At 62.4% G+C, this 24,634-nt stretch carries 22 protein-coding genes and 1 pseudogene; 13 read left to right on the top strand and 10 right to left on the bottom strand.

What is annotated here, in order from left to right; genetic code table 11:
* The first annotated feature begins 3 nt into the window (after positions 1-3).
* Positions 4-363, top strand: coding sequence for a dihydroneopterin aldolase (gene folB / locus OHD62_RS27615; RefSeq protein WP_107647939.1), 360 nt, complete (start codon positions 4-6; stop codon positions 361-363).
* Positions 347-871 carry a 2-amino-4-hydroxy-6-hydroxymethyldihydropteridine diphosphokinase gene (gene folK, locus OHD62_RS27620; protein WP_263789630.1) on the top strand — a complete coding sequence of 175 codons (525 nt, stop codon included), beginning with the start codon at positions 347-349 and terminating at the stop codon, positions 869-871. Before folB ends, folK begins: the two co-directional genes overlap by 17 nt.
* A gap of 22 nt (positions 872-893) precedes the next feature.
* Here folK and OHD62_RS27625 read toward each other — a convergent pair whose 3' ends face one another.
* The 6 genes from OHD62_RS27625 to OHD62_RS27650 all read right to left on the bottom strand — a co-directional run bounded on the left by OHD62_RS27625 (position 894) and on the right by OHD62_RS27650 (position 7,434).
* Positions 894-1,442, bottom strand: a complete 549-nt coding sequence (locus OHD62_RS27625) for a DUF924 family protein (RefSeq protein ID WP_263789632.1) — start codon at positions 1,440-1,442, stop codon at positions 894-896.
* Positions 1,443-1,453: 11 nt separating this feature from the next.
* A complete protein-coding gene (locus OHD62_RS27630) occupies positions 1,454-3,289 on the bottom strand; it encodes a monovalent cation:proton antiporter-2 (CPA2) family protein (protein ID WP_263789634.1) in 1,836 nt (611 codons plus the stop codon).
* Positions 3,290-3,494: 205 nt separating this feature from the next.
* A complete protein-coding gene (locus tag OHD62_RS27635) occupies positions 3,495-4,049 on the bottom strand; it encodes a hypothetical protein (protein ID WP_263789637.1) in 555 nt (184 codons plus the stop codon).
* A 238-nt stretch (positions 4,050-4,287) separates the two neighbouring features.
* On the bottom strand, positions 4,288-5,376 hold the full coding sequence (locus OHD62_RS27640) for a YcjF family protein (RefSeq protein WP_263789638.1): 1,089 nt from the start codon (positions 5,374-5,376) through the stop codon (positions 4,288-4,290).
* A complete protein-coding gene (locus OHD62_RS27645; RefSeq protein ID WP_263789640.1) occupies positions 5,373-6,851 on the bottom strand; it encodes a YcjX family protein in 1,479 nt (492 codons plus the stop codon). Before OHD62_RS27645 ends, OHD62_RS27640 begins: the two co-directional genes overlap by 4 nt.
* Before the next feature lie 64 nt (positions 6,852-6,915).
* Complete coding sequence (locus tag OHD62_RS27650; RefSeq protein ID WP_263789642.1) at positions 6,916-7,434, bottom strand: SixA phosphatase family protein; 519 nt, start codon at positions 7,432-7,434, stop codon at positions 6,916-6,918.
* 258 nt (positions 7,435-7,692) lie between these two features.
* Here OHD62_RS27650 and dksA point away from each other — a divergent pair, with 258 nt between their 5' ends.
* The gene (gene dksA, locus OHD62_RS27655; protein ID WP_006202025.1) at positions 7,693-8,109 is read left to right on the top strand and encodes an RNA polymerase-binding protein DksA; all 417 of its coding nucleotides are present in this window, start codon (positions 7,693-7,695) and stop codon (positions 8,107-8,109) included.
* Positions 8,110-8,170: 61 nt separating this feature from the next.
* On the opposite strand, the gene OHD62_RS27660 is transcribed toward dksA, so the two are convergent.
* Complete coding sequence (locus OHD62_RS27660; RefSeq protein WP_263789678.1) at positions 8,171-8,896, bottom strand: flagellar biosynthetic protein FliO; 726 nt, start codon at positions 8,894-8,896, stop codon at positions 8,171-8,173.
* 316 nt (positions 8,897-9,212) lie between these two features.
* On the opposite strand from OHD62_RS27660, the gene cckA reads away from it, so the two are divergent.
* Both cckA and OHD62_RS27670 read left to right on the top strand, forming a co-directional pair.
* Positions 9,213-11,786: a cell cycle histidine kinase CckA gene (cckA, locus tag OHD62_RS27665; RefSeq protein ID WP_263789680.1), complete on the top strand. Its 2,574-nt coding sequence runs from the start codon at positions 9,213-9,215 to the stop codon at positions 11,784-11,786.
* 194 nt (positions 11,787-11,980) lie between these two features.
* Positions 11,981-12,688: a DeoD-type purine-nucleoside phosphorylase gene (locus OHD62_RS27670; protein WP_263789682.1), complete on the top strand. Its 708-nt coding sequence runs from the start codon at positions 11,981-11,983 to the stop codon at positions 12,686-12,688.
* Here the strand turns inward: OHD62_RS27670 and OHD62_RS27675 are convergent.
* Entirely contained in the window at positions 12,685-12,990 is a 306-nt protein-coding gene (locus tag OHD62_RS27675) for a ribbon-helix-helix domain-containing protein (RefSeq protein ID WP_263789684.1), read from the bottom strand. The two genes, OHD62_RS27670 and OHD62_RS27675, sit on opposite strands and share 4 nt — an antisense overlap.
* Before the next feature lie 224 nt (positions 12,991-13,214).
* Between OHD62_RS27675 and OHD62_RS27680 the strand changes: the two genes are divergently transcribed.
* The 3 genes from OHD62_RS27680 to OHD62_RS27690 all read left to right on the top strand — a co-directional run bounded on the left by OHD62_RS27680 (position 13,215) and on the right by OHD62_RS27690 (position 15,844).
* Positions 13,215-13,610: a VOC family protein gene (locus OHD62_RS27680; protein WP_263789685.1), complete on the top strand. Its 396-nt coding sequence runs from the start codon at positions 13,215-13,217 to the stop codon at positions 13,608-13,610.
* Positions 13,611-13,691: 81 nt separating this feature from the next.
* Positions 13,692-14,222, top strand: a complete 531-nt coding sequence (locus OHD62_RS27685) for a gluconate 2-dehydrogenase subunit 3 family protein (protein WP_263789687.1) — start codon at positions 13,692-13,694, stop codon at positions 14,220-14,222.
* 50 nt (positions 14,223-14,272) lie between these two features.
* Positions 14,273-15,844, top strand: coding sequence for a GMC family oxidoreductase (locus tag OHD62_RS27690; RefSeq protein WP_263789689.1), 1,572 nt, complete (start codon positions 14,273-14,275; stop codon positions 15,842-15,844).
* A gap of 84 nt (positions 15,845-15,928) precedes the next feature.
* Here OHD62_RS27690 and OHD62_RS35765 read toward each other — a convergent pair.
* Positions 15,929-17,841, bottom strand: a pseudogene (locus tag OHD62_RS35765) (PhoX family protein).
* A gap of 121 nt (positions 17,842-17,962) precedes the next feature.
* Positions 17,963-18,358, bottom strand: a complete 396-nt coding sequence (locus tag OHD62_RS27705) for a hypothetical protein (RefSeq protein ID WP_263789692.1) — start codon at positions 18,356-18,358, stop codon at positions 17,963-17,965.
* Between the two features lie 344 nt (positions 18,359-18,702).
* On the opposite strand from OHD62_RS27705, the gene urtA reads away from it, so the two are divergent.
* From urtA to urtE, 5 genes are all read left to right on the top strand, one after another.
* Positions 18,703-19,983, top strand: coding sequence for an urea ABC transporter substrate-binding protein (gene urtA / locus OHD62_RS27710; RefSeq protein ID WP_263790179.1), 1,281 nt, complete (start codon positions 18,703-18,705; stop codon positions 19,981-19,983).
* 134 nt (positions 19,984-20,117) lie between these two features.
* Positions 20,118-21,734, top strand: a complete 1,617-nt coding sequence (gene urtB / locus OHD62_RS27715) for an urea ABC transporter permease subunit UrtB (RefSeq protein WP_263789694.1) — start codon at positions 20,118-20,120, stop codon at positions 21,732-21,734.
* The gene (gene urtC / locus OHD62_RS27720; protein ID WP_263789696.1) at positions 21,731-22,960 is read left to right on the top strand and encodes an urea ABC transporter permease subunit UrtC; all 1,230 of its coding nucleotides are present in this window, start codon (positions 21,731-21,733) and stop codon (positions 22,958-22,960) included. The genes urtB and urtC overlap by 4 nt, the downstream gene beginning before the upstream one ends.
* Before the next feature lie 4 nt (positions 22,961-22,964).
* On the top strand, positions 22,965-23,711 hold the full coding sequence (gene urtD / locus OHD62_RS27725) for an urea ABC transporter ATP-binding protein UrtD (protein ID WP_263789698.1): 747 nt from the start codon (positions 22,965-22,967) through the stop codon (positions 23,709-23,711).
* Between the two features lie 70 nt (positions 23,712-23,781).
* Positions 23,782-24,477, top strand: coding sequence for an urea ABC transporter ATP-binding subunit UrtE (gene urtE, locus OHD62_RS27730; RefSeq protein ID WP_008875994.1), 696 nt, complete (start codon positions 23,782-23,784; stop codon positions 24,475-24,477).
* The last annotated feature ends 157 nt before the right edge of the window (positions 24,478-24,634 follow it).

The following is a 24,634-nucleotide window of genomic DNA, read 5'->3' on the forward strand; positions in this document are numbered from 1 at the left end:
GCAATGTATGTCATCCGCATGAAGAACTGCGCCTTCTTTGCCCGGCATGGCGTGCTGGACGAGGAGGAAACGCTCGGCCAACGCTTTTATGTCGATGCAGCCCTTACGGTCGAACCGGGCCGGGCGCTGGTCGATGATTCCATCGACGACACCGTCAATTACGGCATCGCCTTCGCGGTGATCGAAAAGATCGTTACCGGCGAGCGGCGTTTTCTGATCGAAGCGCTGGCACTGGAGGTGGCGCGGGCTCTGACGGCGCGTTTTCCGCAGATCAAAAGAGCCGAAATCACCGTGCGCAAGCCGAATGCGCCGGTGCCAGGTGTGCTCGATCATGTCGAGGTGACCGTTGTCTGGCCAGAATAATCACAACAGCAACACGGTCTATCTGAGCCTGGGCGGCAATCTCGGCGATCCGGCAAAGTCGATGGCCGCGGCGCTGCGAATGCTGGATGGCGATGAGAAAACGCGTGTCGTCGCCGTCTCCTCGCTTTACCGAACGCCGCCCTGGGGCAAGCTCGACCAGCCGGATTTCCTCAATGCGGCAGCCGAGATTTCGACCCGGCTCGCACCACGTGCGTTGCTTGATCTCTGTCTCGACGCCGAGCGCAGACTGAAGCGGGTGCGCGAGGAACGCTGGGGGCCGCGCCTGATCGATATCGACATATTGGTGTTCGGCGACCGCATCATCCACGAGACAGGGCTGGACGTGCCGCATCCGCGCATGCTGGAGCGCGCCTTTGTGCTGGCGCCGCTGGCGGAGATTGCGCCCGACCTTGCCGTCGGCGGCAGGAGCGTGCCGGAGCGGCTTGCCGCCGTCGATACAGCAGGCATAGAGCGATTGCCGTCGGGCCGCGACTGGTGGCTGGCCTGAGGCCAGCAGGCGACGGAAGAGTTCAGCCGGAAAACCCGCCGCCATCAAGGAACGCCTGTTCCTCGGGCGTCGTTTCTCGGCCGAGCATCCTGTTTCGATGCGGAAAGCGGCCGAAGCGCTGGATGATGTCGCGGTGCTCGACGGCGTATTTCAGGTAGGCCGGGGCTTTGGCGGCGGTAAGGTCCACGCATCTGAGCTGATCGTCGAGCAACTCCGAATGCTCATAGGGCAGATAAAGGAAAACACGCAGATCTTCATCGAGCGCCAGATCCTGGCCGGCGGCGATGGCTTTTCCGGCAAAATATCTCGCCAGCGGGTCGGTCGCGTACATGTGTCCGGTGCCGCGAAAGCAGTTTCGCGGGAACTGGTCGAGCAGGATCATCAAGGCGAGCGAACCTTCGGCATGGTTCGACCAGTCGTCGCATTCGCGCCGGGCAGCGGCATAATGCAAGTCGAGAAACCGGTCGCGGAATTCGACATCGAAAGCGTCGTTCTTTTCGAACCACGCATCCTCTCCGGCATCACGCCAGAATTGGGTGACCGAAAGGGCCTGCCCGTCCAGTTCGATCATCTGCAAGCTCCTCAGTCGGCCGGCTCGGCTTTATGCAGCACGTCGGCGGTCTCTTCGTTGAGCGCCTGGCCGGCGCGGCGCGGGGTGCTGAGTGGCGTCGGGATGGGTGTGCCGATATTGCCTTTGAGAAAGCGCGCCCCGGCACGAACGCCTTCGGCGAGCTGCAACTCGAAACGGGCGGCGTCGCGGCGGCGGACGTCCTCGATCACTTCGGCGACGTCTTCGGGGTCGACGCCCAGCGCCTCCAAGGTGGACCCGCCGAAGACAAGGGCCGATTCGAAGGTTTCGCGAAGCTGGAAGTCGACGCCGGCGCGGATGAGCTGCAGCGCGGTTCCGCGATCGAAGGCACGTGCCAGCACCGTGAGCAGGGGAAACTCCGCCTTGATCAGCTCCGCGATACGGACGGCGGCATCGGGCTTGTCGACGCAGATCAGCACGGCGCGCGCCCGGCCGGCGCCGGCGGCACGCAGAATGTCGAGCCGTGTGCCGTCGCCATAATAGACCTTGAAGCCGAAATCGGCGGCCGCCTGGATCATTTCGACCTCATTGTCGATGATCGACACGTCGATGCCACGCAGTAGCAGTGGCTGGCTGGCGATCTGGCCGAAGCGGCCGAAGCCGATGATCAGCACGCTGCCGGTCAGGCCATCGGCAATGTCGACGCCTTCAAGCGACTGCTCGTCGCGCGGCGTCAGATAGCGCAACGCCAAGATGGCCAGTGGCGTCAGCACCATGGAGATGATGACGATCGCGGTCAGGGTCGCATTGGCCTGGCTGTCGATGATGCCGACCGCGGCCGCGGCGGAATAGAGAACGAAGGCGAATTCGCCGCCTTGCGCCATGAAGACGGCACGCTCGAGGGCTTCCCGGTGGCCGGTCTTGAGAATGCGGGCGACGAGATAGATGCCGACCGCTTTCATCACCATGTAGGCGACGACATAGACGGCGACGAGCCGCCAGTTCTGCGCGACCACATTGAGGTCGAGCGACATGCCGACGGCAAGGAAGAACAGGCCGAGCAGGATGCCCCGGAACGGCTCGATGTCGGCCTCGAGCTGATGGCGAAAGGTGGATTCCGACAACAAAACACCGGCCAGGAAAGCGCCCATCGCCATCGACAGGCCCGAGAGCTGCATGGCAAGCGCTGATCCCAAAACGACCAGAAGGGCGGCGGCGGTCATCACCTCGCGGGCGCGGGAATCGGCCAGGATGCGAAAGAGCGGATTGAGCAGATAGCGTCCGGCCACCACCAGCCCGACGATCGCGGCAAGGCCAATGCCAACCTCCGTCAGCCGCTCCGTCAGGCTCATATGGGCTCCGCCCGGCGCCAGGAATGCGATCAGGGCGAGCAGCGGCACGATCGCCAGATCCTCAAGCAGCAGGATGGAGACGATGCGCTGACCCTTGGGCGCGGCGATTTCGCCGCGCTCTTCGAGAAGCTGCATGACGATCGCGGTCGAGGTCAGCACGAAGCCGGCGCCGGCGACGAAGGATTGCGAGATCGGAAAGCCGCCTGCCAAGCCGACACCGGTCAGCAACAGCGCACACACGCCGACCTGCAATGCCCCAAGGCCGAAGATCTCTCGCCTGAGACCCCAAAGCCGCGATGGCTGCATTTCCAGCCCAATGATGAACAGAAACATGACGACGCCGAGCTCGGCGACATGAAGAATGGCTTGTGATTCGGAAAAGATACGAAGTCCGAACGGGCCGATCACCACGCCGGCCGCGAGATAGCCGAGGATCGAGCCGAGCCCCAAGCGCTTGAAGATCGGTACCGCGACCACGCCTGCGGCGAGCAATGCCACCACCTGGATCAGTTCGCTACCCGATACCTCTGCCGCCATACCTGCCGTTCCGCTCGCTCTCTAGGATCGCCTCGGTTGGGCGATGGAGCGGCCAAGATAGGGGCTTCGGGAGAGATCGAACAGTGCCAATTCGGGATGTGGCACAACTCGTTTTGCCGGCGCGTCACACAAGGTTGTGCGACCGTCGCGTTGCGTCTGCGAAGCGCTGCTTTAGAGGGTCGGCATTGCCGGCAGCGATGGCGGTTCAGTTCGGCGCGATCGAGCCGACTTCGACGGCATCGACTCGCTTCAGCTTCATGCCGATGACCGGCACCAGTTGCTCGTCGACGCGCACGGCGACCGTCACCGTCATCGAATTGTCGTCAGGCACGAGAGCCTGCATGACGCCGCGCAACTGGTTGCGGTTTATGGTGAAGACGACCTTGTGCGGGTCAACCACGTTGCCGCCGATGATGTCGAGGCCCGAACCAGCCGCGCCGCCCATGAAGCTGCCCTTGTAGCCTTGGCGGCCCTTGTGCTGGACGGTGGCCGACATTTGCTGGGTGAACATGCCGACCCGGCAGCCGCCGTCGAGCGACATGCCGACGTTGCCGTCAGGCGTCGAGCCGGTGAAACTGCAGGTGAATTTGGTGCCTTTGTATTTGCCGGCGACGATTTCTCCCGGGCCAACCCATTTGCCTTCGACCGATCGGAAGAACTGCTTGTCCGGCTCTGCTCCGAGGGCTTTCCCGGCGAGGCCGGCGGTTGCGGCGAGCGCGACGGTCATGGGCAGGACGCTGGACAGAATTGCGCTTTTCATCGACAACACCCGGCAACAAAGAGGTTGGTTTGGAACCCGCCCGACCATGAACAAGATTGGTTAATGCTTGGTGACCGCTTAAGCCTTTTGCTGCTAGGCGGAACCAATTGGCATCGTACAAATGCAGGTTGACAAACGGCATATTACCGCAAGAACCGGAATCGATTTCAACGGGATTACACGCAAGAATCAAAGCGCTGCAACCGCCCTCAAAAACGCCCGAAAGATGCGCGGTTCTTCATTTGTCGGGGGTTGTCTCGCTTTCTTTCTTGGTTGCAAATGATGTCAGTGCGGACAGGAAATCGCCCAATCCCGGCCGTCTCGCGGCGCTGAAGGGCAGGGGCCTTGCGGTCTCCATCGCCGCGATGCCGATGCGCGCCGTCATCATGCCGTTGACGACGCCTTCGCCGAGCTTCGCCGAGAGCCGCGCGGCAAGGCCATGGCCGACGATCTGCTGCACGAAACTGTCGCCGACGGCGATCGAGCCGGTGACCGCCAGATGGGCGAGAACGCTGCGCGCCAATCGAAAGAACCCCAGCGTGCCCGGCCGGCCACCGTAGAGCTCCGACAGGCGGCGAATGAGCCGGCCGGCCTCGAACACGACATAGGCAACGTCGACCAGCGCACGCGGGCTGACCGCCGTCACCAGCGACACGCGCTTTGCCGCCTCGAGGATCATTGCCTTGGCGCGCGCGTCGAGCGGTCCCAGGATTTCGGTCTCGGCCAGGCGCACCAGATTGCCGCCGTCGATGATCTCGCCGCGCAATTCGGCCAGTGCGCGCCTGCCGGCCGCGGTTTCGGGCTTGGCCGCGACAAAGGCTGAGAGTTCGTCGACTACGGCGCGCGCGGCCTTCGGGTCGTCGCGGGCGATGGCATCGAGTGCCCGCTTCTGCAGCTTTTCGACCTCCGCTAGACGGGCGATCGCCATGAATTCGCGGATGAGGATGACCAGCAGCGCCAATACCGCGATGGCGGCCATGCCGGCGGCCAGCCAGCCCAGCCATTGCGCGCGCTCGAACAGGTCGCGAATCAGCTGGTCGGTCCACAGACCGACGGCCAGCGAAACCAGAACGCCCAGGGCGCCGAAGAATATGCTGCCAAGCAGCGAACGCTTTTGCGGCGCGGTTGCCGGCGGTGGTTGCGCGGCGATGATGTCGGGTTCGTCGAAGACATCGATCTCCGCCGGCACGACGACAGCGACATCGGCCTTTGCCGAGCGAGGTTTTCGCACTGCCTGTGTGTCGATGCGGCGAGCTTCCGAAGCTTCCTGGCTTGGCGGGGCTTCCGGCTCGATGCGGAATGCCGCCGGCTTGCGCGGCGCGGTCATGCCAGATGATCTCCGATCAGGAACTGCAAGGCGCGGTCGAGCCTGATATGCGGCAGCGACAGCGTGACGCCTTCAGCAGTGCGTTCGAGTTTTGGCGGGCGAAAGCGTACGAAGCGGATCGCCGGGTCGTCGCTGTTCTGCCGATGGTCCCGCCCAGAGATATCAAAAACAGCATCAGCTTTCTCCGGTAAGTCACCGGGAAATATGGCTGTTTCAGTTTTTCCGTCAAATGTCTCTCCGTTGATCTTCTCGCCTTTCAGCGGCGTGCCGATAATGACCGGCAGCGTTTCGCGACCTTGCCTGACCGTGCCTTCCCGCGTCGCGCGCACGGCTGCCATGGCGACCACGTCGACATCGGCGCCGGTGAAATTCGCCCGCGCCACGGCGCGGTCGGCGAGCCGTCGAACGATCGCCTGTAATCGGTCATGGCTTTCATGATGCAGATGGTCGGCCTTGGTCGCCGCCACCAGTATGCGATCGATGCGTCTTGAAAAAAAGTCCGTCAGGAAATTGCCCCGGCCGGGGCGGAAACAGGCGAGGATCTCGGTCACCGCGCGTTCCAGATCGGCCATTGCGCCTGGACCGGCGTTCAGGGCCTGCAAAGCGTCGATCAGGACGATCTGGCGATCGAGACGGGTGATGTGTTCACGGAAGAACGGTTTGACGACATGCGTCTTGTAGGCCTCGTAGCGCCGCTCCATCATCGCCTGCAGCGACCCCGAACGCGCCCGCCGGTCGCTTAAGGTCGGCAAGGGGGCGAAGGTCAGCGCCGGCGAGCCCTCAAGATCACCAGGCATAAGGAAGCGGCCGGGCGGAAGGGTCGAAAGCGCCCGTTCGTCGAGCTTGCATGCCTTGAGGTAGGCGGCGAAGCTTTCGGCGAGGCGGCGCGCCGTCATCTCGTCGGCGTCCGCGCCGAGATCGACCGTGGCGGAGAACGCCCGCCACTCCTGCGAAAGCTCGACACGCACCGGCAACATGGCCATCTCGAAGGCTTCGCGTGAGAAATCGGCGTAGGATTTGCCGAGCAGCGGCAGGTCGAGCAGCCATTCGCCGGGATAGTCGACGATATCGACCGATAATCTGCCTGATGAAAACATGCGGCTCCAGCCGGAGGCCGATTCATATTCGATGGTCAGCCTGAGCTCGGAAATGGCGCGTGTCGAATCCGGCCAGAGGCGATCATTGACCAGGGCGGCGACGTGATCTTCGTACTGGAACCGCGGCACGGCGTCATCAGGCTGTTCTTCCAGGAAAGCCCGGGCGATGCGTCCCGATTTCTGCGCCTCGAACAGTGGCAGGCGTCCGCCATGGATCAGATTGTGGACGAGAGCCGAGATGAACACCGTCTTGCCCGCGCGCGACAATCCAGTCACACCAAGACGCAGCGACGGTGAAAAAAGCCCGGCAGCGCGCCCCGACAGCGTATCCAGGGCAATCCTCGCCTCGTCGGTGAAAGTGGTCAGCGATGATGCCAAATTTGCTCTCTTGGACTCCCCGTGGCCTCCGATATAGGCCCTGCATCGCAGGTTTGAAATGGCGTCAAGGTTCGGCCGGCGTCATAAAGGCTTCGAGATAGCCGGCGCCTTGAGCAGCGTTGGCGAGAATACCCGGAAAACGGACCACTGCCAGGCCGGAGGTCGGGAAGCCATAGTTCAGCAACCCCCGCGCCGCCTCGTCGCCGTCGCCCGAAAGTGCCAGTGCGAGATCCTCCGTCATCGGGTTGTGGCCGATGACCAGCAGCGAGTCCGGCCCGCCCGAGCCTGGCCCGCCATTGTCGCGGATGGCGGCCAGATAGAAGGCGGCGTCCTCGCTGTAAAGCGAGTCGAAGAACAGCACCCGGCCGGTATCGGTATGTCCGGCCAGGCCCTCCAGGGTCTGGCGCGCCCGCTTTGCGTTGGAGCAAAGGGTGAGGTCCGGAACATAGTTGCGGACACGCATGAGGGTCCCCATCATTTCAGCATCGGCGACGCCCGATGCGTCGAGCGGGCGATCGAAGTCGCGGACGCCGGGCAGCGCCCATCCGGCCTTGGCATGCCTCAACAGATAAAGTCTGCTCACCAAACCTCCGTTCGTGTCGGCGCCAAGTGCCAGGATCGTTGCAAGATTAGCCATGAGAAAGGCTTGGCGCACAATGGCTGGCACCATTCAAACCTAACGAATCATAAGCGAATTCGGCGTTGCCCTTCATGCGAAGGATGTTATCGATGCCGTTCGGTCCGACATTAACAATTGCGTGAAACTGTCGCGGATTGCGCTTGTGCAGCCTTCGGTCCGCGAATATATAGGCGCGAAATTTGGGGTTGTTGGGTGAGTCGAATGAACGACATCGTTACCGCCGATTACGTACCCTCCGAAGACGAGCCGTTTATGAACGAACGGCAGAAATCCTACTTTCGCCTGAAGCTCGTCACTTGGAAGAATGACATATTGCGCGAAGCGCGCGAAACTCTCGAAATCCTGCAGCAGGAAAACGCCAACCATCCCGACCTGGCCGATCGCGCCTCGTCGGAAACCGACCGCGCCATCGAACTGCGCGCCCGCGATCGCCAGCGAAAACTCATTTCAAAGATCGATTCCGCACTCCAGCGCATCGATGAGGGAACGTATGGCTATTGCGAGGAAACCGGCGAACCCATCGCGCTGAAACGGCTCGATGCGCGTCCGATCGCTACCTTGTCGATCGAGGCGCAAGAGCGCCACGAGCGCCGCGAGAAGGTCTACCGCGACGACTGAAGCGTAGCCATCAGGCAAGAACAGTCAAAAATGGCCGGGATCTCCGGCCATTTTTGTTTGGTTATCTTTTCTGACTGGAAAGCTCGCCGAGAAGCTTCGTCATCTCGTCATCCAGAGACTGCGGCGCCTTCGGCGCCGGTTTGCTCACAGGCTTGCTGGCGGACGATTCGTCGAGCGAGCCCTCAAGTTCCTGCATCAGCGTATCGTCGATGGAGGTCTGGCTGGCTGGCGGCGATGGCGTGTGGCGGGCGATATTTCCATTGGCCGATCCATAGGCGGGCAGTGGGGTGACGGTCGCCGATGGGTAATTTTGCGCGGCTGGCCCCGGCGCCGGCGCCGTCTGACGGGGCCGGACGGGCGTCGGGGTCGCGGTTACCGGCTGCGGTGGTGGTGCCTGCTTCGCCGGTGCAGCAGCGGGTTGAGGCGCGCGCGGCCGCGGCGCCGGCTGATGGCCGCCGCCATCCCCGGTCAGCGCTGGGCGGCGCGGCGCGGCCAGCCTGATATCGCGCTCGACGACGACATCAGTCGGGCCGCCGATCAGCAACAGGTGCTCAATGTCGTCACGGCGCACAAGCACCAGCCGGCGGTGGCTGTCGACAGCGGTGGCGTCCATGACGGCCAGCCGCGTCTTGCGGTTTCTGCCGCCAGCAACGAAGGTTCCGAAGGTCAAACTGCGGACAAGCTTGATGACGAGCAGAGCGATGATTAGAAGGACAAGCGCTGCAAGCGCCCACAGGATTGCCGCGGCATAACCAGGACCCGCCACGCTATCCAGCCACTGCAGCATCGGTGCCCCCAAAACGGCTTTCGAAGAAACGCGACACTAGACTGTTGCGGCACGCTACCGCAAGTTGCCTTTCACCCATCGTGAACAGTGCAAAACACTGAAGCGCGTCGCGTTTGAACGGATTCATGCGACCAGCTTTAAGTTCTTGTTTTGATGCATGTCGTTATCGCAAAACCGCCGCGTGCTTTTGCGCAATGTGCATTAGCCGCCGAACGCGTCATTTTTAGGGTGGATTTGCCGCCAAGGCCTTTTCCAGGCATTGAGAATGTGATTCAACCGGGCAGGGGCAAGTACCGGAATTCACAAGCAGGGGCACATGGCCAAGGAAGCGCGCGGCGATTTCTATCCGGTACCTATCGTCGACCAGAACACGCGACCGGGTGCAGTCGCCCGGCTCATCGTCTTCATTGTCGTCCTGACGGGCGCCGCGATCATCTTCGGCCTGTTCCGCGAGCGTCTTGGCGATCCCTTCCTGCTGGGAATGCTTGGCGTGCTGGCAATGATCGGCGTCGGCTTCCTGTTCGCCACCGCGATCGGCTTCGTGCAGATCACACCGCGTTCGACAAACGACGAACTGTCGAAAGCCTTCGTCGATTCGATGTCGCAGGGCCTTCTCGTCACCGACACCAAGGGCCGTGTCGTCTACGCCAATCGGGCCTATGCCGACATGACGGGGGCCGCGTCCGCGGCGGATCTCAAGACGGTCGAAGGATTGCTCTCGGATGTTCCTGAGGCCTCCGTGACCATATACCGGCTGGCATCCGGCCTGCGCGACGGCCAGCCCGGCGACGGGGAGTTTCGGCTTGCGCAATCCATTCGCCCCGGCGCTGAGCCCGGCGCGTGCTGGTACCGGGCACGGGCTCGCGCTTTCAGCGTTCCGGGCCAGCGGCTGCCTCTGCTCGCCTGGCAACTCGCCGACATCTCCCAGGAGAGGGCCGAGCAGGAGCGGTTCTTCCTCGATCTGCAAAAGGCCATCGATCATCTCGACCATGCGCCGGCCGGTTTCTTTTCGGCCGATCAGGAAGGCCGGGTCACCTACATCAATGCCACACTGGCGGAATGGCTGGGCATCGACCTGACGAGCTTCACGCCTGGCGCCGTCACGCTTCCCGAGATCGTGGCCGGCGACGGCATGGCGCTGGTCCGCTCGGTCAAGGCCGATCCCGGAACCACGCGTAATGCGGTCATCGATCTCGATCTGACGACAATGACCGGCGAGGCGCTGCCCGTGCGTTTCATGCATCGCGTTTCGGCCAGCCGCGAGGGCGTCAACGGTCCAACCCGCACCATCGTGCTCAACCGGACCCAGGGCGAGGATGCGTCCGCCGATCTTCGCGCGTCGGAGATCCGCTTCACCCGGTTTTTCAATTCGACGCCGATGGCGATCGCGGGCGTAGACCAGAGTGGGCGTATCCTGCGCACCAACGCGCCGTTCCTGTCGCTGTTTTCCTCCGTCGTCGATCGCGATGCCGTCGACCGCCGCGTCCGGTTGGATACGGTGATCCACGAGCGCGACCGGCCCGCCTTTGCCGCGGCGTTCGAAAAGGCCAGGCAACGGCAGGCCGACATCGAGCCCATCGATACGTTGCTGCCCGGCAACGAGGAGCGCCACATACGCTTTTACGTCAACGCGGTTGCCGACGGCACTGGCGGCGAGGGCGCCGAGGAATCGGCCATCGTCTACGCCGTCGAGACCACCGAGCAGAAGGCGCTCGAAGGCCAGATGGCGCAAAGCCAGAAGATGCAGGCGGTTGGCCAGCTTGCCGGCGGCATCGCGCACGACTTCAACAATGTGCTGACCGCCATCATCATGGCGTCGGATCTTTTGTTGACCAACCACCGCCCGTCGGATCCGTCCTTCCCGGACATTATGAACATCAAGCAGAACGCCAACCGCGCGGCCTCGCTGGTGCGGCAGCTGCTCGCCTTCTCGCGCAAACAGACGCTCAGACCGGAAGTGCTCAACCTGACCGATGTGCTTGCCGATCTCAGGATGCTGCTGGCCCGTCTGGTCGGCAACGACATCAAGCTGAAGGTCGATCACGGCCGCGACCTGTGGCCGGTCAAGGTCGACATCGGGCAATTCGAGCAGGTGGTGGTCAATCTGGCGGTCAATGCACGCGACGCGATGCCGACTGGCGGCGAGCTCACCGTGCGCACCAGGAACGTGATGGTGGAGGAGAGCAAGACCTTTTCCTACCGTGAGCTGGCGCCGGCCGACTATGTGGTGGTCGAAGTGGAAGACACGGGCAGCGGCATCGCGCCCGATGTGCTGAAGAAGATTTTCGAACCTTTCTTCACCACCAAGGAGGTCGGTAAGGGCACCGGCCTCGGCCTGTCGATGGTCTATGGCATCATCAAGCAGACGGGCGGCTTCATCTTCTGCGATTCCGAAGTCGGCAAGGGATCCGTGTTCCGCATCTTCCTGCCGCGTCATATCGCAGAGGTGAAAAAGGCAGGCGAGCCCGGCGAGGCGCCGGCAACGCCCGCCAAAATCGCCGAATCGGCCAAGGATTTGTCGGGCTCGGCCACGGTGCTGCTAGTCGAGGACGAGGATGCTGTGCGCATGGGCGGCATGCGGGCGCTGACGTCGCGCGGCTATACCGTCCACGAAGCGTCCTCGGGCGTCGAGGCGCTGGAAGTTTTCGAGGCGCTTGGCGGCAAGGTCGACATCGTCGTTTCGGACGTGGTGATGCCGGAAATGGATGGGCCGACGCTGCTTGGCGAATTGCGCAAGCGGCAACCGGACATCAAATTCGTCTTCGTTTCGGGCTATGCAGAGGACGCGTTCGCCAGGAATCTGCCGGCGGATGCGCATTTTGGTTTCCTGCCGAAGCCGTTTTCGCTCAAGCAACTGGCCACGATCGTCAAGGACGTGCTCGAATCGTAAGGCGCGCGGGCTGAATGTGACCGAGTTCACAGACGCCCGTGCCCTGCCTTTTACACGTGGCGGCGCCGGAGAACGAGCCGTCCGTTCATAACCAGTGAGGTCCGGCCACTGGAGTTTCGCAATCGCCGCTTGCGCATCGACGCGAGCCTGCCATGATTGCGATGACAACGCGGCGGGGAATTGGGGTAGATGCCGTGACGCCGCACAACGAGGCAAATAAAGGCGATTATGCCGAAACGGTGCTGTTGCCGGGTGACCCGGAGCGCGCCGAGTGGATGGCTGAGACATTTCTCGAGGCGCCGCGCTGCGTCAACCGCCGCAGGGGCACCCTCGGCTTCACCGGTCTTTTCCGGGGCAGACCGGTCAGCATCCAGTCAACGGGGATCGGTGTCTCGTCATTCCTGATCTACGCACACGAGTTGCTGGACTTCCATGGCGTCAGGAGGTTGATCCGCACCGGTACCTGTGGTGGCCTGAGCGAGGATGTGGCGCTGCGTAGCGTTGTCATTTCGAGTGCCGTTCATGCCGAGGGTGATCGCAGCGGCCAGGTCTTCGGGCTATACGAACCGGCAGGCCCCGATCCGGCGCTCCATGCGCTGGCGTTGCAAAAGGCGGCCGATCTCGGCATCGCCTGGAGCGCGGGGCTGACGGTCTGCAGCGATATCTTCTATCACCCTGACGGGCGCGCCCGCTTTGATGAAGCACGGGCACTTGGGGCGTTGGCGGTCGATATGGAAACCAGCGCGCTCTATCGCATTTCAGCCCATTTCGGTGCGCGTGCCCTGTCGCTGCTGAATGTGGTCGACCATGTCACCACCGGCGAGCAAACCGACTATAGTGAACGCCAGGCGCTTTTCACCGACATGACGCGGCTGGCACTGGAGGTTGCGGCCGAGAGCTAGGCCGCTTCCCGTTTGGGTGGCGTCTGCTCTTCCATGCCAGGTCGATGGCCGCGCAAATAGAGGGCGCAAGTGGTGCGCAGCATCGAGGCGAAGTTCGGAATCTGGCCATTGATCTCGATGGCCTCGTCATAGAGCTTCGAGATGAATTTCGGCGTCGTCAAACCCTGGCTGTCGGCGATCTCGTCGAGCAGCGCCCAGAACGTTGCCTCGAGCTGGATGCTTGTCGAGTGTCCGTCTATCCGGATCGACCGGTTGATCTGCCGATAGCCCTCCGGATCCTGTCCGGCGAAGACTCTGCACATCGTTTCCTCCCGTTCTTGTTGGTCTTGGGCGCAATTCGCAGCGATCCGCGCCTTTGGTCACAGCTCGTCCCTCCAGTCATCTTCAGCCGAAAAATAGAAAACAGCAATCGGACTTTCGTCCTTGGGAGAATGGTATTGCGCCGGTAGAGCGTGGTAACCGGCTGCCACCACCTTTTCCCAACGCCGCCCATAATCGCTCCCGGCATGCAGCAGCGGAGATTGATTTGGCGAAGGCGATCCACACCATGATCCGGGTTCTCGACGTGGCCCGGTCCGTTGATTTCTACCGGAACGCCTTCGGACTGGACGTTGCCGATCGGCTCGATTTCGAGACCTTCACGCTTATCTATCTCAGCAATGCCGATACCTCGTTCGAGCTCGAGCTGACCGTCAACAAGGACCGGCAGGAGCCTTATGCGCTCGGCGATGGCTACGGCCATTTCGCGGTTTCGGTCGCTGATCTGGACAGCGAACACGACCGGCTCGGCGCGCTCGGTTTCAGCCCGAAGAAGATCGTCGAGTTCAACCGCGACGGCACGCTGCTCGCGCGCTTTTTCTTCATCGAGGATCCCGACGGCTACAAGATCGAGGTCCTGCAGCGCAGCGGACGCTTCAAATAGGGGAGATGACGGTCGCGCCCGGCCGGCGCGGCGCCAGCAACGGCACCCCTCGGGTGCAGATAGCAAGCAAGGGAGGAACAAATGGTCACGATCTACGAGAGGAAGCCCGGCCTGTCGCGCCGCGAGCTGCTGAAACGCGGCGGGGCAAGCGCATTGCTGATGATTTCGGGCAGCGCCGTCATCAGCCCGGAACATGCGTGGGGGCTGGAGACATCGGCACTCAAGCCGGAAACCATGGCGACGCTGATCCAGATGGCGCGAGACATCTACCCGCACGACCAGGTGCCCGACAAATATTACGCGATTGCCGTAAAGGCGCATGACGAGCAGGCCGCAAAAGACCCCGCCCACAAGGATCTCATTGAAAAGGGCATTGCCGATCTCGACTTGAAGTCGGGCAAGGACGGCTACACCGGTCTCGGCTGGGAGGAGCAGCGCGTCGCCGTACTCAAGCAGATCGAGGGCACGCCGTTCTTCCAGGCGGTCCGAGGCGGACTGGTTGTCGGCCTCTACAACCAGAAGGAGGTCTGGCCGATCTTCGGCTACGAGGGCGAGTCCTACTCCAAGGGCGGCTATATCGCGCGCGGTTTCGACGACATCGAGTGGCTTTAAGCCTCCTTCGTCCCCAATCGCATCAGACAGACACATCATGGGAGGAAACCATGGCAGCACCATTTGATCTCAAGGACGATGGCGTGGTCGTCATCATCGGCTCGGGCGCCGGCGGCGGCACGCTCGGCAACGAACTTGCGCAAAAAGGCATCGACGTCGTCATCCTGGAGGCGGGCGCCCGTCACGAATATGAGGACTTCATCAACGACGAGTGGGATTCCTTTGCTCAACTCGCCTGGAAGGACAAGCGCACCACCTCCGGCGACTGGCGGGTGGCGAAGGATTTTCCGAACCTGCCGGCCTGGATCGTCAAGTCCGTCGGCGGCTCGACCACGCATTGGGCGGGCGCATCGCTGCGCTTCCAGGAGCACGAATTCAAGACACTTTCGACCTATGGAAAACTGGAAGGCGCGACTTTGCTAGATTGGCCGATCACGCTGGCCGAGATGGAGCCCTACTATGCCAAGGCCGAGGCCAAGATGGGCGTCACCGGCACCAACGATTGGCCGAGGTTGCCGGGCAACAATAACTTCAAGGTGCTGAAGGCCGGCGCCGACAAGCTCGGCTACAAGGAGTGCCACACCGGCAATATGGCGATAAACTCGGTCGACCGCGACGACCGCATGTCCTGCCAGCAGACCGGCTTCTGCTTCCAGGGCTGCAAATGGGGCGCCAAATGGTCGACGCTCTATGCGGAGATCCCCAAAGGCGAGGCGACCGGCCATCTCGAGGTCAGGCCGAATGCCATGGCGATCAAGATCAACCACGATGCGTCGGGCAAGGTCACCGGTGTTGTCTATGCCGACAAGGACGGCAAGTTGCAGGAGCAGAAGGCCCGCATCGTCGCCGTCGCCGGCAATTCGATCGAGAGCCCGCGTCTGCTGCTCAATTCAGCGTCAGCGAAGTTCCCCGACGGTCTCGCCAATTCGTCGGGGCAGGTGGGCAAGAACTACATGCGCCACACCACCGGGTCGGTCTATGCCATTTTCGACAAGCCGGTGCATATGTATCGCGGCACCACCATGGCCGGAATCATCCGCGACGAGGCGCGCCATGATCCGTCGCGCGGTTTCGTCGGCGGCTACGAGCTCGAGACGCTGGCGCTCGGCCTGCCATTCATGGCGGCCTTCCTCGATCCCGGTGGCTGGGGTCGCTCCTTCACCACCGCGCTCGATCATTACGACCAAATGGCCGGTCTGTGGATCGTCGGCGAGGACATGCCGCGCGCGGAAAACCGCATCACGCTGCATGCCGACATGAAGGACGAGCACGGCATGCCGGTGGCGGACGTGCATTTCGACGACCACGCCAACGACACGGCGATGCGCAACCACGCCTACAAGCAGGGTTCGGCGCTCTATGCGGCGGTCGGTGCGACCCGCACCTTCCCGACGCCGCCCTATCCCTCGACCCACAACCTCGGTACCAACCGGATGAGCGAGAAGGCGGAAGACGGCGTCGTCAACAAGCATGGCCAGGCGCACGACATCAAGAACCTGTTCGTGTCGGATGGCAGCCAGTTCACCACCGGCGGTGCCGAGAATCCGACGCTGACGATCGTGTCGCTGGCAATCCGCCAGGCCGAGTACATCGCCGGACAGATGTCGGCGAAGAGCATCTAGCTGGCAGTATCCTCCCGACTGCGTGCTGGCGCGAAACCCCAAGGGTTTCGCGCCTTTTTTCGCCGCGATCCTCAGCCGCCAGAGCTATGCGCCGACCGGCTGGCCATCCTTGCGGCGGATGGCGACCACAGACGGTCGCGGCGGCTGACCATCCCTAAAGTCGGGCCACAGCGTCGCGGCCTTGTCGAGCGTCTCGGCGTCCTCGGCCGGATGCTGCACCGACAGGAACAGCGTCGTGCCGTCCGGGGTGAAGCAGGGGCCGGTTGCCTCGGCGCCATGTGGGCAGGTGAAGAGCAGCTTCGGCAAGCCGCGCGCCGCACCCTCGGTATCGACGCCATAGACGCCGTCCGGCAGATCGAAGTCGTTGGCGCCGTCGGTCGCGACCCAGAGCCGGCCGGCGGGGTCGAAAGTGATGTTGTCGGGGCAGACGAACCAGCCATTGTCCGATGTGTCGGGATGGAAGGTGGCGCCGACGGCGGCCTCCTTCGGGTTGCCGCAGAGCACGAACAGGTCCCATTCGTATTTTTCGGCCGTATGGTCAGCCTCAATGCCACGGCCGCCGGGCGGGATCAGCTCGACGATATGACCCCAGAGGTTTTCCGGCCGCGTGTTCGCCGGGTTAACCTTCGACTGGTCGCGCTTCTTGTTCTTGGTCATCACCGCATAGACGCGGCCGGTGACTGGATTGGTCTCGATATCCTCCGGCCGGTCCATCGGTGTCGCGCCCAGCGCGTCGGCGGCAGAACGGGTCTTGAGCAGCACTTCGGCCTGGTCGGCGAAACCGTTCTTGGCGGTCAGCTTGCCCTGGCCGTGCACCAGCGGCAGCCACGTCATCGTGCCGTCGGCATCGAAACGCGCCACCGACAGCACACCATCATCGAGCAGATCCTTGCCGGAAGCCGGGTTCGCCGGGTCGTAGGCCTCGGCTGAGACGAAGCGATAAATGTATTCGAAATAGTCGTCGTCGCCCATATAGACGACAACGCGGCCGTCCTTGTTGACGACGACGGTCGAGGCTTCGTGCGACATGCGGCCGAGCGCGGTGCGCTTCACCGGCTTCGAAGTCGGATCATAGGGATCGATCTCGACCACCCAATCGAAACGATTGGCCTCATTGGGTTCCTTGTCGAGGTCGAACCGGTCATGGAAGCGGGCGCGGCCGTAGATGTCCGAGCCGTCGAAAGCGTAGCGATCGAGGATATCTGATATCGGCGCCTTCTTCGGATCGCCACCGAAAATATCGGAAACGCCTTCCTCGAGGTGAGCACAGTGCCCCATGGGGTGAAGCCGCCGCTGCAATTGTAGCTGGTGCCGAGAACCTTGGTGCCGGTGGCGTCGGCCGAAGTCTTCATCAGCGCATGGCCGGCAGCGGGGCCGGAAAGGATCATTTCCGTGGTCGCCGTGATGCGGCGGTTGAGCGGGCTGTCTTCGACGGTTCCCCACTTACCGTCCTTCAGTATCACTTCGACGATCGAATGGCCCATCGCGGCCATGCCGAGATCGACTTGCTCCTTGTTCATCGTCTTGCCGGCATCGTCCTCGGTCATGCCGGGAAACATCACATTGGGAGAGATGTATTCGTTGTTGACGCAGAGCAGGCCGTGGTCGGAATTGACCGAGCCTTTCGGCAGCGGCATGAAGGCGATGTAGTCGCAATTGTAGCCGAAGCGCTTCTCCTGCTCATCGGCGGCGACCTTGTTGCCATCGAACTCCGGCAGGCCGGCGGCCAGCGCGTCGCCCCAGCGCGCGACGATCGTCGTCTCATAACCATCGGCGGCGGCATGGTTTTTGTCGTAAACGCGCTTCAGCTCGGGAAAGCCGAGCGTCGAGAGTGCGGCCGCGGCATGCGTTTCACCGGCAAACAGCGAGCCGACGAAGCTGCCGCCGGCAATCAGCGCTCCGGATGCAAGGCCGCCTTTCAGTATTTCGCGGCGCGAGACGCGGGCGGCGATGACGTCGCGAATGACAGGGGAGGATGAAGACGGTGCGTTGGCCATAGTGTCTGCCTCTCTGGGTGGATGTTGACGGCGCACCGCTGCCTAAGCTGTTTCGGCAACACCCCGATGACATGAGAGGAAAGACTTTTGGCCGCGATCGCACGGCAGGCAGGCGCCGTGCTCAGCCCTTTGTGCAGGTCGAAGCGGTGAAGGCGCCGTCAGGCTGCCTCATGATGATGTCGAAAGACGGGCTGGTTTGCCCGTCCAGAGTGGCTTGGGTGAGCGAGATCGAATTGCCGCCGCTGGTATAGCCGCCCAATGGACCAAGCCAGGTGATCACGCCATTGGCGTCCATCTGATAATTATAGCCCTGTTCAGCGGTCCCGAACGTGACCGGGCCACTATAGAGGTTGCCCTTGATGGTGATGTCGCCGAGGTTGAGGAACATGCCGAGCAGATAGACTTCGCAATGATAGGTGCCGTCCGGCATCTTGCCGTCGCTGAAGTCGGCGCGTGCGCCGCCAGTGGCTGCAAGCACAAGCGTGATGCCGAAAATACAGGAAATCCTGGAAGCCATGACGTCGCTCTGTTCGAGGCGAACTTGCCCTATTTCACCGCTGCACTGCAACAGCCGCGTCGGTCAATTTCGGTGTGTTCGGTGTAGGTCGGCCCAATAAGTAGGCATTTTCGAGATTTGGGCAAAATCTAGGCACGGGTGCGCATTTTTTTCTCAACGAAACTTTGAACGACATCCGCCCATCTTCAACGGCTAATATTATAAGCAGCTGATAACGTTTGAAAATTCATGCATTTTCGATCGAATTCCGTCGGTTGGCACGGGGGTTGCTTTGCATTGGTGCGGTGCAGTCAACCAGCTTGGGAGTGCTAGGCATGAGGGGTAATTTCTCGACAATAACAAAAATGGTTTCGGCAGGCGTGGTCGCGGCGAGTCTGTTGATGGCCGTCCAGGCCAAGGCGGCCGACGACACGATCAAGGTGGGTATTCTCCATTCGCTGTCGGGGACCATGGCGATTTCGGAGACCACGCTGAAGGACGCCATGCTGATGCTTATCGAGGAGCAGAATGCCAAGGGCGGCCTGCTCGGCAAGAAGCTTGAAGCGGTCGTTGTCGACCCGGCTTCCAACTGGCCGCTGTTTGCCGAAAAGGCGCGCGAGCTGATTTCCAAGGACAAGGTGGCGGCGGTGTTCGGCTGCTGGACGTCGGTGTCGCGCAAGTCGGTGCTGCCGGTTTTCTCCGAACTCGACAACATCCTGTTCTATCCCGTCCAGTATGAGGGTGAGGAGAGCGAGCGCAACGTGTTCTACACTGGTGCCGCACCGAACCAGCAGGCTATTCCCGCGGTCGACTATCTGATGAGCGAGGATGGCGGTTCGGTGAAGCGCTGGGTGCTTGAAGGCACCGACTACGTATATCCGCGTACCACCAACAAGATCCTCGAGGCCTATCTGAAGGCCAAGGGCGTCGCCGCCGAAGACATCATGGTCAATTACACGCCGTTCGGCTTCTCCGACTGGCAGACCGAAGTCTCGGCGATCAAGAAATTCGGTTCTGCAGGCAAGAAGACCGCAGTCGTCTCGACCGTCAATGGCGACGCCAACGTGCCGTTCTACAAGGAACTCGGCAACCAGGGCATCAAGGCCGAGGACATCCCGGTCATGGCCTTCTCGGTCGGTGAGGAAGAGCTTGCCGGTCTCGATACCGCTCCCCTGGTCGGCCATCTCGCCGCCTGGAACTATTTCGAGAGCGTCGATACGCCCGAGAACAAGAAGTTCATCGCCGACTGGCACAAGTTCATCAAGAACGACAAGCGCACCACCAACGACCCGATGGAAGCCCACTATATCGGCTTCAACATGTGGGTGAAGGCGGTCGAGAAGGCCGGCACCACCGATCCGGACAAGGTCATCGACGCGATGATCGGCGTCTCCGTGCCGAACCTGACCGGCGGCTATTCGACCATGATGCCGAACCATCACATCACCAAGCCGGTGCTGATCGGCGAAATCCAGGCCGACGGCCAGTTCGAAACGGTCTCGCAGACCCCCGGTCTTGTCATGGGCGACGAATGGTCCGACTATCTGCCTGACTCCAAGGACCTGATCTCCGATTGGCGCGCGCCACTGTCGTGCGGCAACTTCAACGTCGCCACCGGCAAGTGCGGCGGCAAGGGAACCAACTGATCCTCCCGGGTCTGAACGGTCGTGGATTTGTCCACGACCTAGACCGCGAAGCGTCCGGGCGAGCTCCTCCTCCAGTCCGCCCGGACGCGAAATTCAACGCTTCAAGAGTACTCGAATCAAGAGTGTTCGAATCGATGGTCCTGCTACGCGCGATTGGCCTGACGCTGCTGTTTCTGCTGGCAAATCTGTTGCCGGCGAACGCCAGCGAAGCCGATCTGCGCGCGATCATCGCGAAATTTGCCACAGCCACGAATTTCTCGGCCACCGAAGCCGTGGTGCGCGAGCTTGCCGCCACTGGCGATCCCCTGGTCGAACGCCCGCTTGCAGCGCTTGCGGAGGGCAGTCTTTACGTCCGCAGGGCCGATTCCCTGGTCTTCGTCGGCAAGGAGGGCGGCGACAGCGTCGAACTTCTAGATCCCCTGAGCGGCGAAAAGTCCGGCGAGGCGGCCAAGGGAGACATCACCAAGATCAAGGTTAATAACACGCTGCGCCGCGTCATCCGCGATGCGCTGGGTACGTTGACGCTTCGCGCCAAGGATCCGGCCGTGCGCATCGCAGCCGCCGCCACTATGTTCAAGACGCCCGATGCCGCAAACATCGAACCGCTCGACGCCGCGATCGCCGCTGAAACCGATGCAAAGGTCAAGGCGCTGTTCGAACAGGCGCGCGCCGCATCCGTGCTGGTCTCCGACAGGTCGGAGGCCGACAAGCTTGCGGCAATCGCCCTGATTGGCGTGCGCGGCGACCGCGATGCGCTCTCGCTGCTCACCTCGGTCGAGGCCAATTCGCAAGGCGCGGTCAAGGACGCGGCGACAGCGGCAATCGGCACCATCAATTCGACGTTGGCCTTCTGGGATGCCGGCCAGAACATCTGGTACGGCATTTCGCTGGGGTCGGTGCTGCTGCTAGCGGCAATTGGCCTCGCCATCACCTTCGGCGTCATGGGCGTCATCAACATGGCGCATGGCGAGATGGTCATGCTCGGCGCCTACACCACCTTTGTCGTCCAGGAGGTGATCCGCAGTTCCTTTCCCGGTCTGTTCGACTGGTCGCTGGTCATCGCGCTGCCGCTTGCTTTCCTTGTCGCGGCCCTGGTCGGCCTGGCCATCGAGCGCGGCGTTATCCGCTTCCTCTACGGCCGGCCGCTGGAAACGCTGCTGGCGACATGGGGCGTCTCGCTGATCCTGCAGCAGGCGGTGCGCACCATCTTCGGGCCGACAAACCAGGAGGTCGGCAATCCGTCTTGGATGTCGGGCTCGTTCGATGTCGGCCAGCTTGCGATCACCTGGAACCGCCTCTGGATCCTGGTTTTTTCGCTCTGCGTGTTTGCCCTGTTGCTCTATGTGATGAAGCGCACGCCCTGGGGCCTGCAGATGCGCGCCGTCACCGCCAACCGCCGCATGGCCGCCTCGATGGGCATCAAAACGCCATGGGTCGACGCGCTGACCTTTGCATTGGGATCAGGTATTGCCGGCATTGCCGGCGTCGCGCTCAGCCAGATCGACAATGTTTCGCCCAATCTCGGCCGCGGCTACATCATCGACAGCTTCATGGTCGTGGTCTTCGGCGGCGTCGGCAATCTCTGGGGCACGCTGGTCGGCGCCTTTTCGCTCGGCATCGTCAACAAGTTCCTCGAACCCTATGCCGGCGCCGTGCTCGGCAAGATCGTCGTGCTGGTCCTCATCATCCTGTTCATCCAGAAGCGCCCGCGCGGCCTGTTCGCGCTCAAGGGCAGGGCGGTGGAAGCATGATCACGGGACGCTTCTTCGCCGCCGGCGCCGATCGCCGCATCGCCATCACCATCTTCATCCTGCTGGCGGTCGCCATCATCGTGCCGCTGCTCAATCTTGCTGTCTCGCCGGCGAGCGCGTTTTACGTCCCATCCTATATCGTTGCGCTCGCCGGCAAATATCTGTGCTACGCGCTGCTGGCCTTGGCGCTCGATCTCGTCTGGGGCTATTGCGGCATTCTTTCGCTCGGCCATGGCGCCTTCTTCGCGCTCGGCGGCTATGCGATGGGCATGTATCTGATGCGCCAGATCGGCTCGCGCGGCGTCTACGGCAATCCGCTGCTGCCCGATTTCATGGTGTTCCTCAACTACAAGGAATTGCCGTGGTTCTGGTACGGCTTCGACCATTTCTGGTTCGCTGGCCTCATGGTGCTGGCCGTGCCAGGCCTGCTTGCCTTCGTCTTCGGCTGGTTCGCCTTCCGCAGCCGCGTCACCGGCGTCTATCTGTCGATCATCACCCAGGCGATGACCTATGCGCTGCTGCTCGCCTTCTTCCGCAACGACATGGGTTTCGGCGGCAATAACGGCCTGACCGATTTCAAGGATATTCTAGGGTTCAACGTGCAGGCTGACGCGACTCGCTCGGCGCTGTTCGCCGCGAGCGCGGTGACGCTCGCACTCGCCGTCTTCATCACCTGGGCGATCGTCGGCTCCAAATACGGCAAGCTGCTGATGGCGGTGCGCGACGCCGAGAGCCGTACGCGCTTCCTCGGCTGGCGGGCCGAGAACGTCAAGCTGTTCGCCTTCACCGTTTCGGCTGTCATGGCCGGCATCGCCGGGGCGCTCTACGTGCCACAGGTTGGCATCATCAATCCGGGCGAGTTCGAGCCGTCCAATTCGATCGAGGTCGTGGTGTGGGCAGCCGTCGGCGGCCGCGGCACCATCGTGGGACCGATCATCGGCGCGCTTTTGGTCAATGCCGGCAAATCCTGGTTCACCGGCGTGCTGCCGGAGTTCTGGCTGTTTGCACTGGGTGGGCTGTTCGTCGCCGTTACGCTGTTCCTGCCCAAGGGCATTATCGGCATGTGGGATTCCTGGCGCGGCAATGCCAGGGCGCTGCGGGCGGCCTCGCTCGCCGAGGAAGCCGGCACCGATCCCGACGTGTCTCCGGCGAAGATCGTTCGCAGCGCCGCGAGGACGCCGGGCGACTGGTCCGCCTCCGGTCCTGAACCGCAGCCGGCGGAGTAGAGCGATGCCGAAGTCGAACACCATTCTCTATCTCGACGGCGTCTCGGTCTCCTTCGACGGATTTCGCGCCATCAACAATCTGTCGCTGGTGCTCGACAAGGGCGAGATGCGCGCGATCATCGGTCCCAACGGCGCCGGCAAGACGACGATGATGGACATCGTCACCGGCAAGACACGGCCCGACCAGGGCGAGGTTTTCTTCGACGGCCAGGTCGACCTCACCAAACATGACGAAGCCGAAATCGCCATGATGGGCATCGGCCGCAAATTCCAGAAGCCGACCGTCTTCGAAAGCCACACGATCGAGGAGAATCTGATGCTGGCGCTGAAAGGGCCACGCTCGATCTTCCCGGCGCTGTTCCATCGCCGCTCAATAGCCGAAGCGCGGCAGATCGACGATATCCTTGGCATCATCCGGCTTGGCGACAAGCGCGACGAGCTTGCCGCCAATCTGAGCCACGGACAAAAGCAATGGCTCGAGATCGGCATGCTCCTGGCGCAGGACCCGAAGCTGTTGCTGGTCGATGAGCCGGTCGCCGGCATGACCGACGCCGAGACCGAGGAGACCGCGCGGCTGCTTAGGGATATTGCGCGCGACCATTCGGTCATCGTCGTCGAGCACGACATGCATTTCGTGCGCGAGCTTGGGGTCAAGGTCACCTGCCTGCATGAGGGCTCGGTGCTGTCCGAAGGCACGCTCGATTTCGTCTCGGCCGACGAGCGCGTCGTCGAAGTCTATCTCGGGAGATGATCATGGTCTGGCGGGTTTCGTTCCATCGTTTCGACCTCTCCTTCCTCAGGCGTTGGAGAAAGCGCTGACCATGCTCGAAGTCTCCAACGCCACGCTGCACTATGGTGCGGCCCAGGCACTGCGCGGCGTCTCGCTCAAGGCGGGCGCCGGCAAGATCACCTGCGTGCTTGGCCGTAACGGCGTCGGCAAAACCAGTTTGATGAGATCGATCGTCGGCCACCATCGGCTGACGAGCGGAAGCGTTGCCTTCGAGGGGAAGGCGCTCGACCGGAGCGCGGCGTATGACCGCGCCCGGTCGGGCATCGCATTCGTGCCGCAAGGCAGGGAGATCTTTCCGCTGCTCAGCGTGCGGGAAAATCTGGAATCAGGCTTCGCGCCGCTGAAGCGCGCCGACCGCAACATTCCGGGCCACGTCTTCGAGCTGTTTCCGGTGCTCAAGCAAATGCTCGCGCGTCGCGGCGGCGACCTTTCCGGCGGCCAGCAGCAGCAGCTTGCCATCGGCAGGGCACTGGTGATGCGGCCGAAGCTCTTGGTGCTCGACGAGCCGACCGAAGGCATCCAGCCGTCGATCATCAAGGATATCGGCCGCGCCATCCGCTATCTGCGCGACCAGGCTGGCATCGCCGTGCTGTTGGTCGAACAGTATCTCGATTTCTGCCGGGAATTGGCCGACGAGGTCAACATCATGGACCGCGGCCAGATCGTCCATACCGGCCCGGCGGAAGATCTCGACCGGGCGGACGTCCGGAAGTTTCTGACCGTCTAGTATCGCAAACCTCTAGGATTAGCCGAACCGTCTGTCTCGTCGTCATCCTGGGGCGAAGCAAGGAGCGAAGCGACGCGGCGCAGACCCCAGGATCTATGCCATGCCGTCAGTCAAAGAATGCGGCGGTCAAGAATAGAAGCCGTTTTCCGGCGCACCC

Source organism: Mesorhizobium sp. YC-39 (assembly GCF_025753795.1).
Classification (GTDB): domain Bacteria; phylum Pseudomonadota; class Alphaproteobacteria; order Rhizobiales; family Rhizobiaceae; genus Mesorhizobium.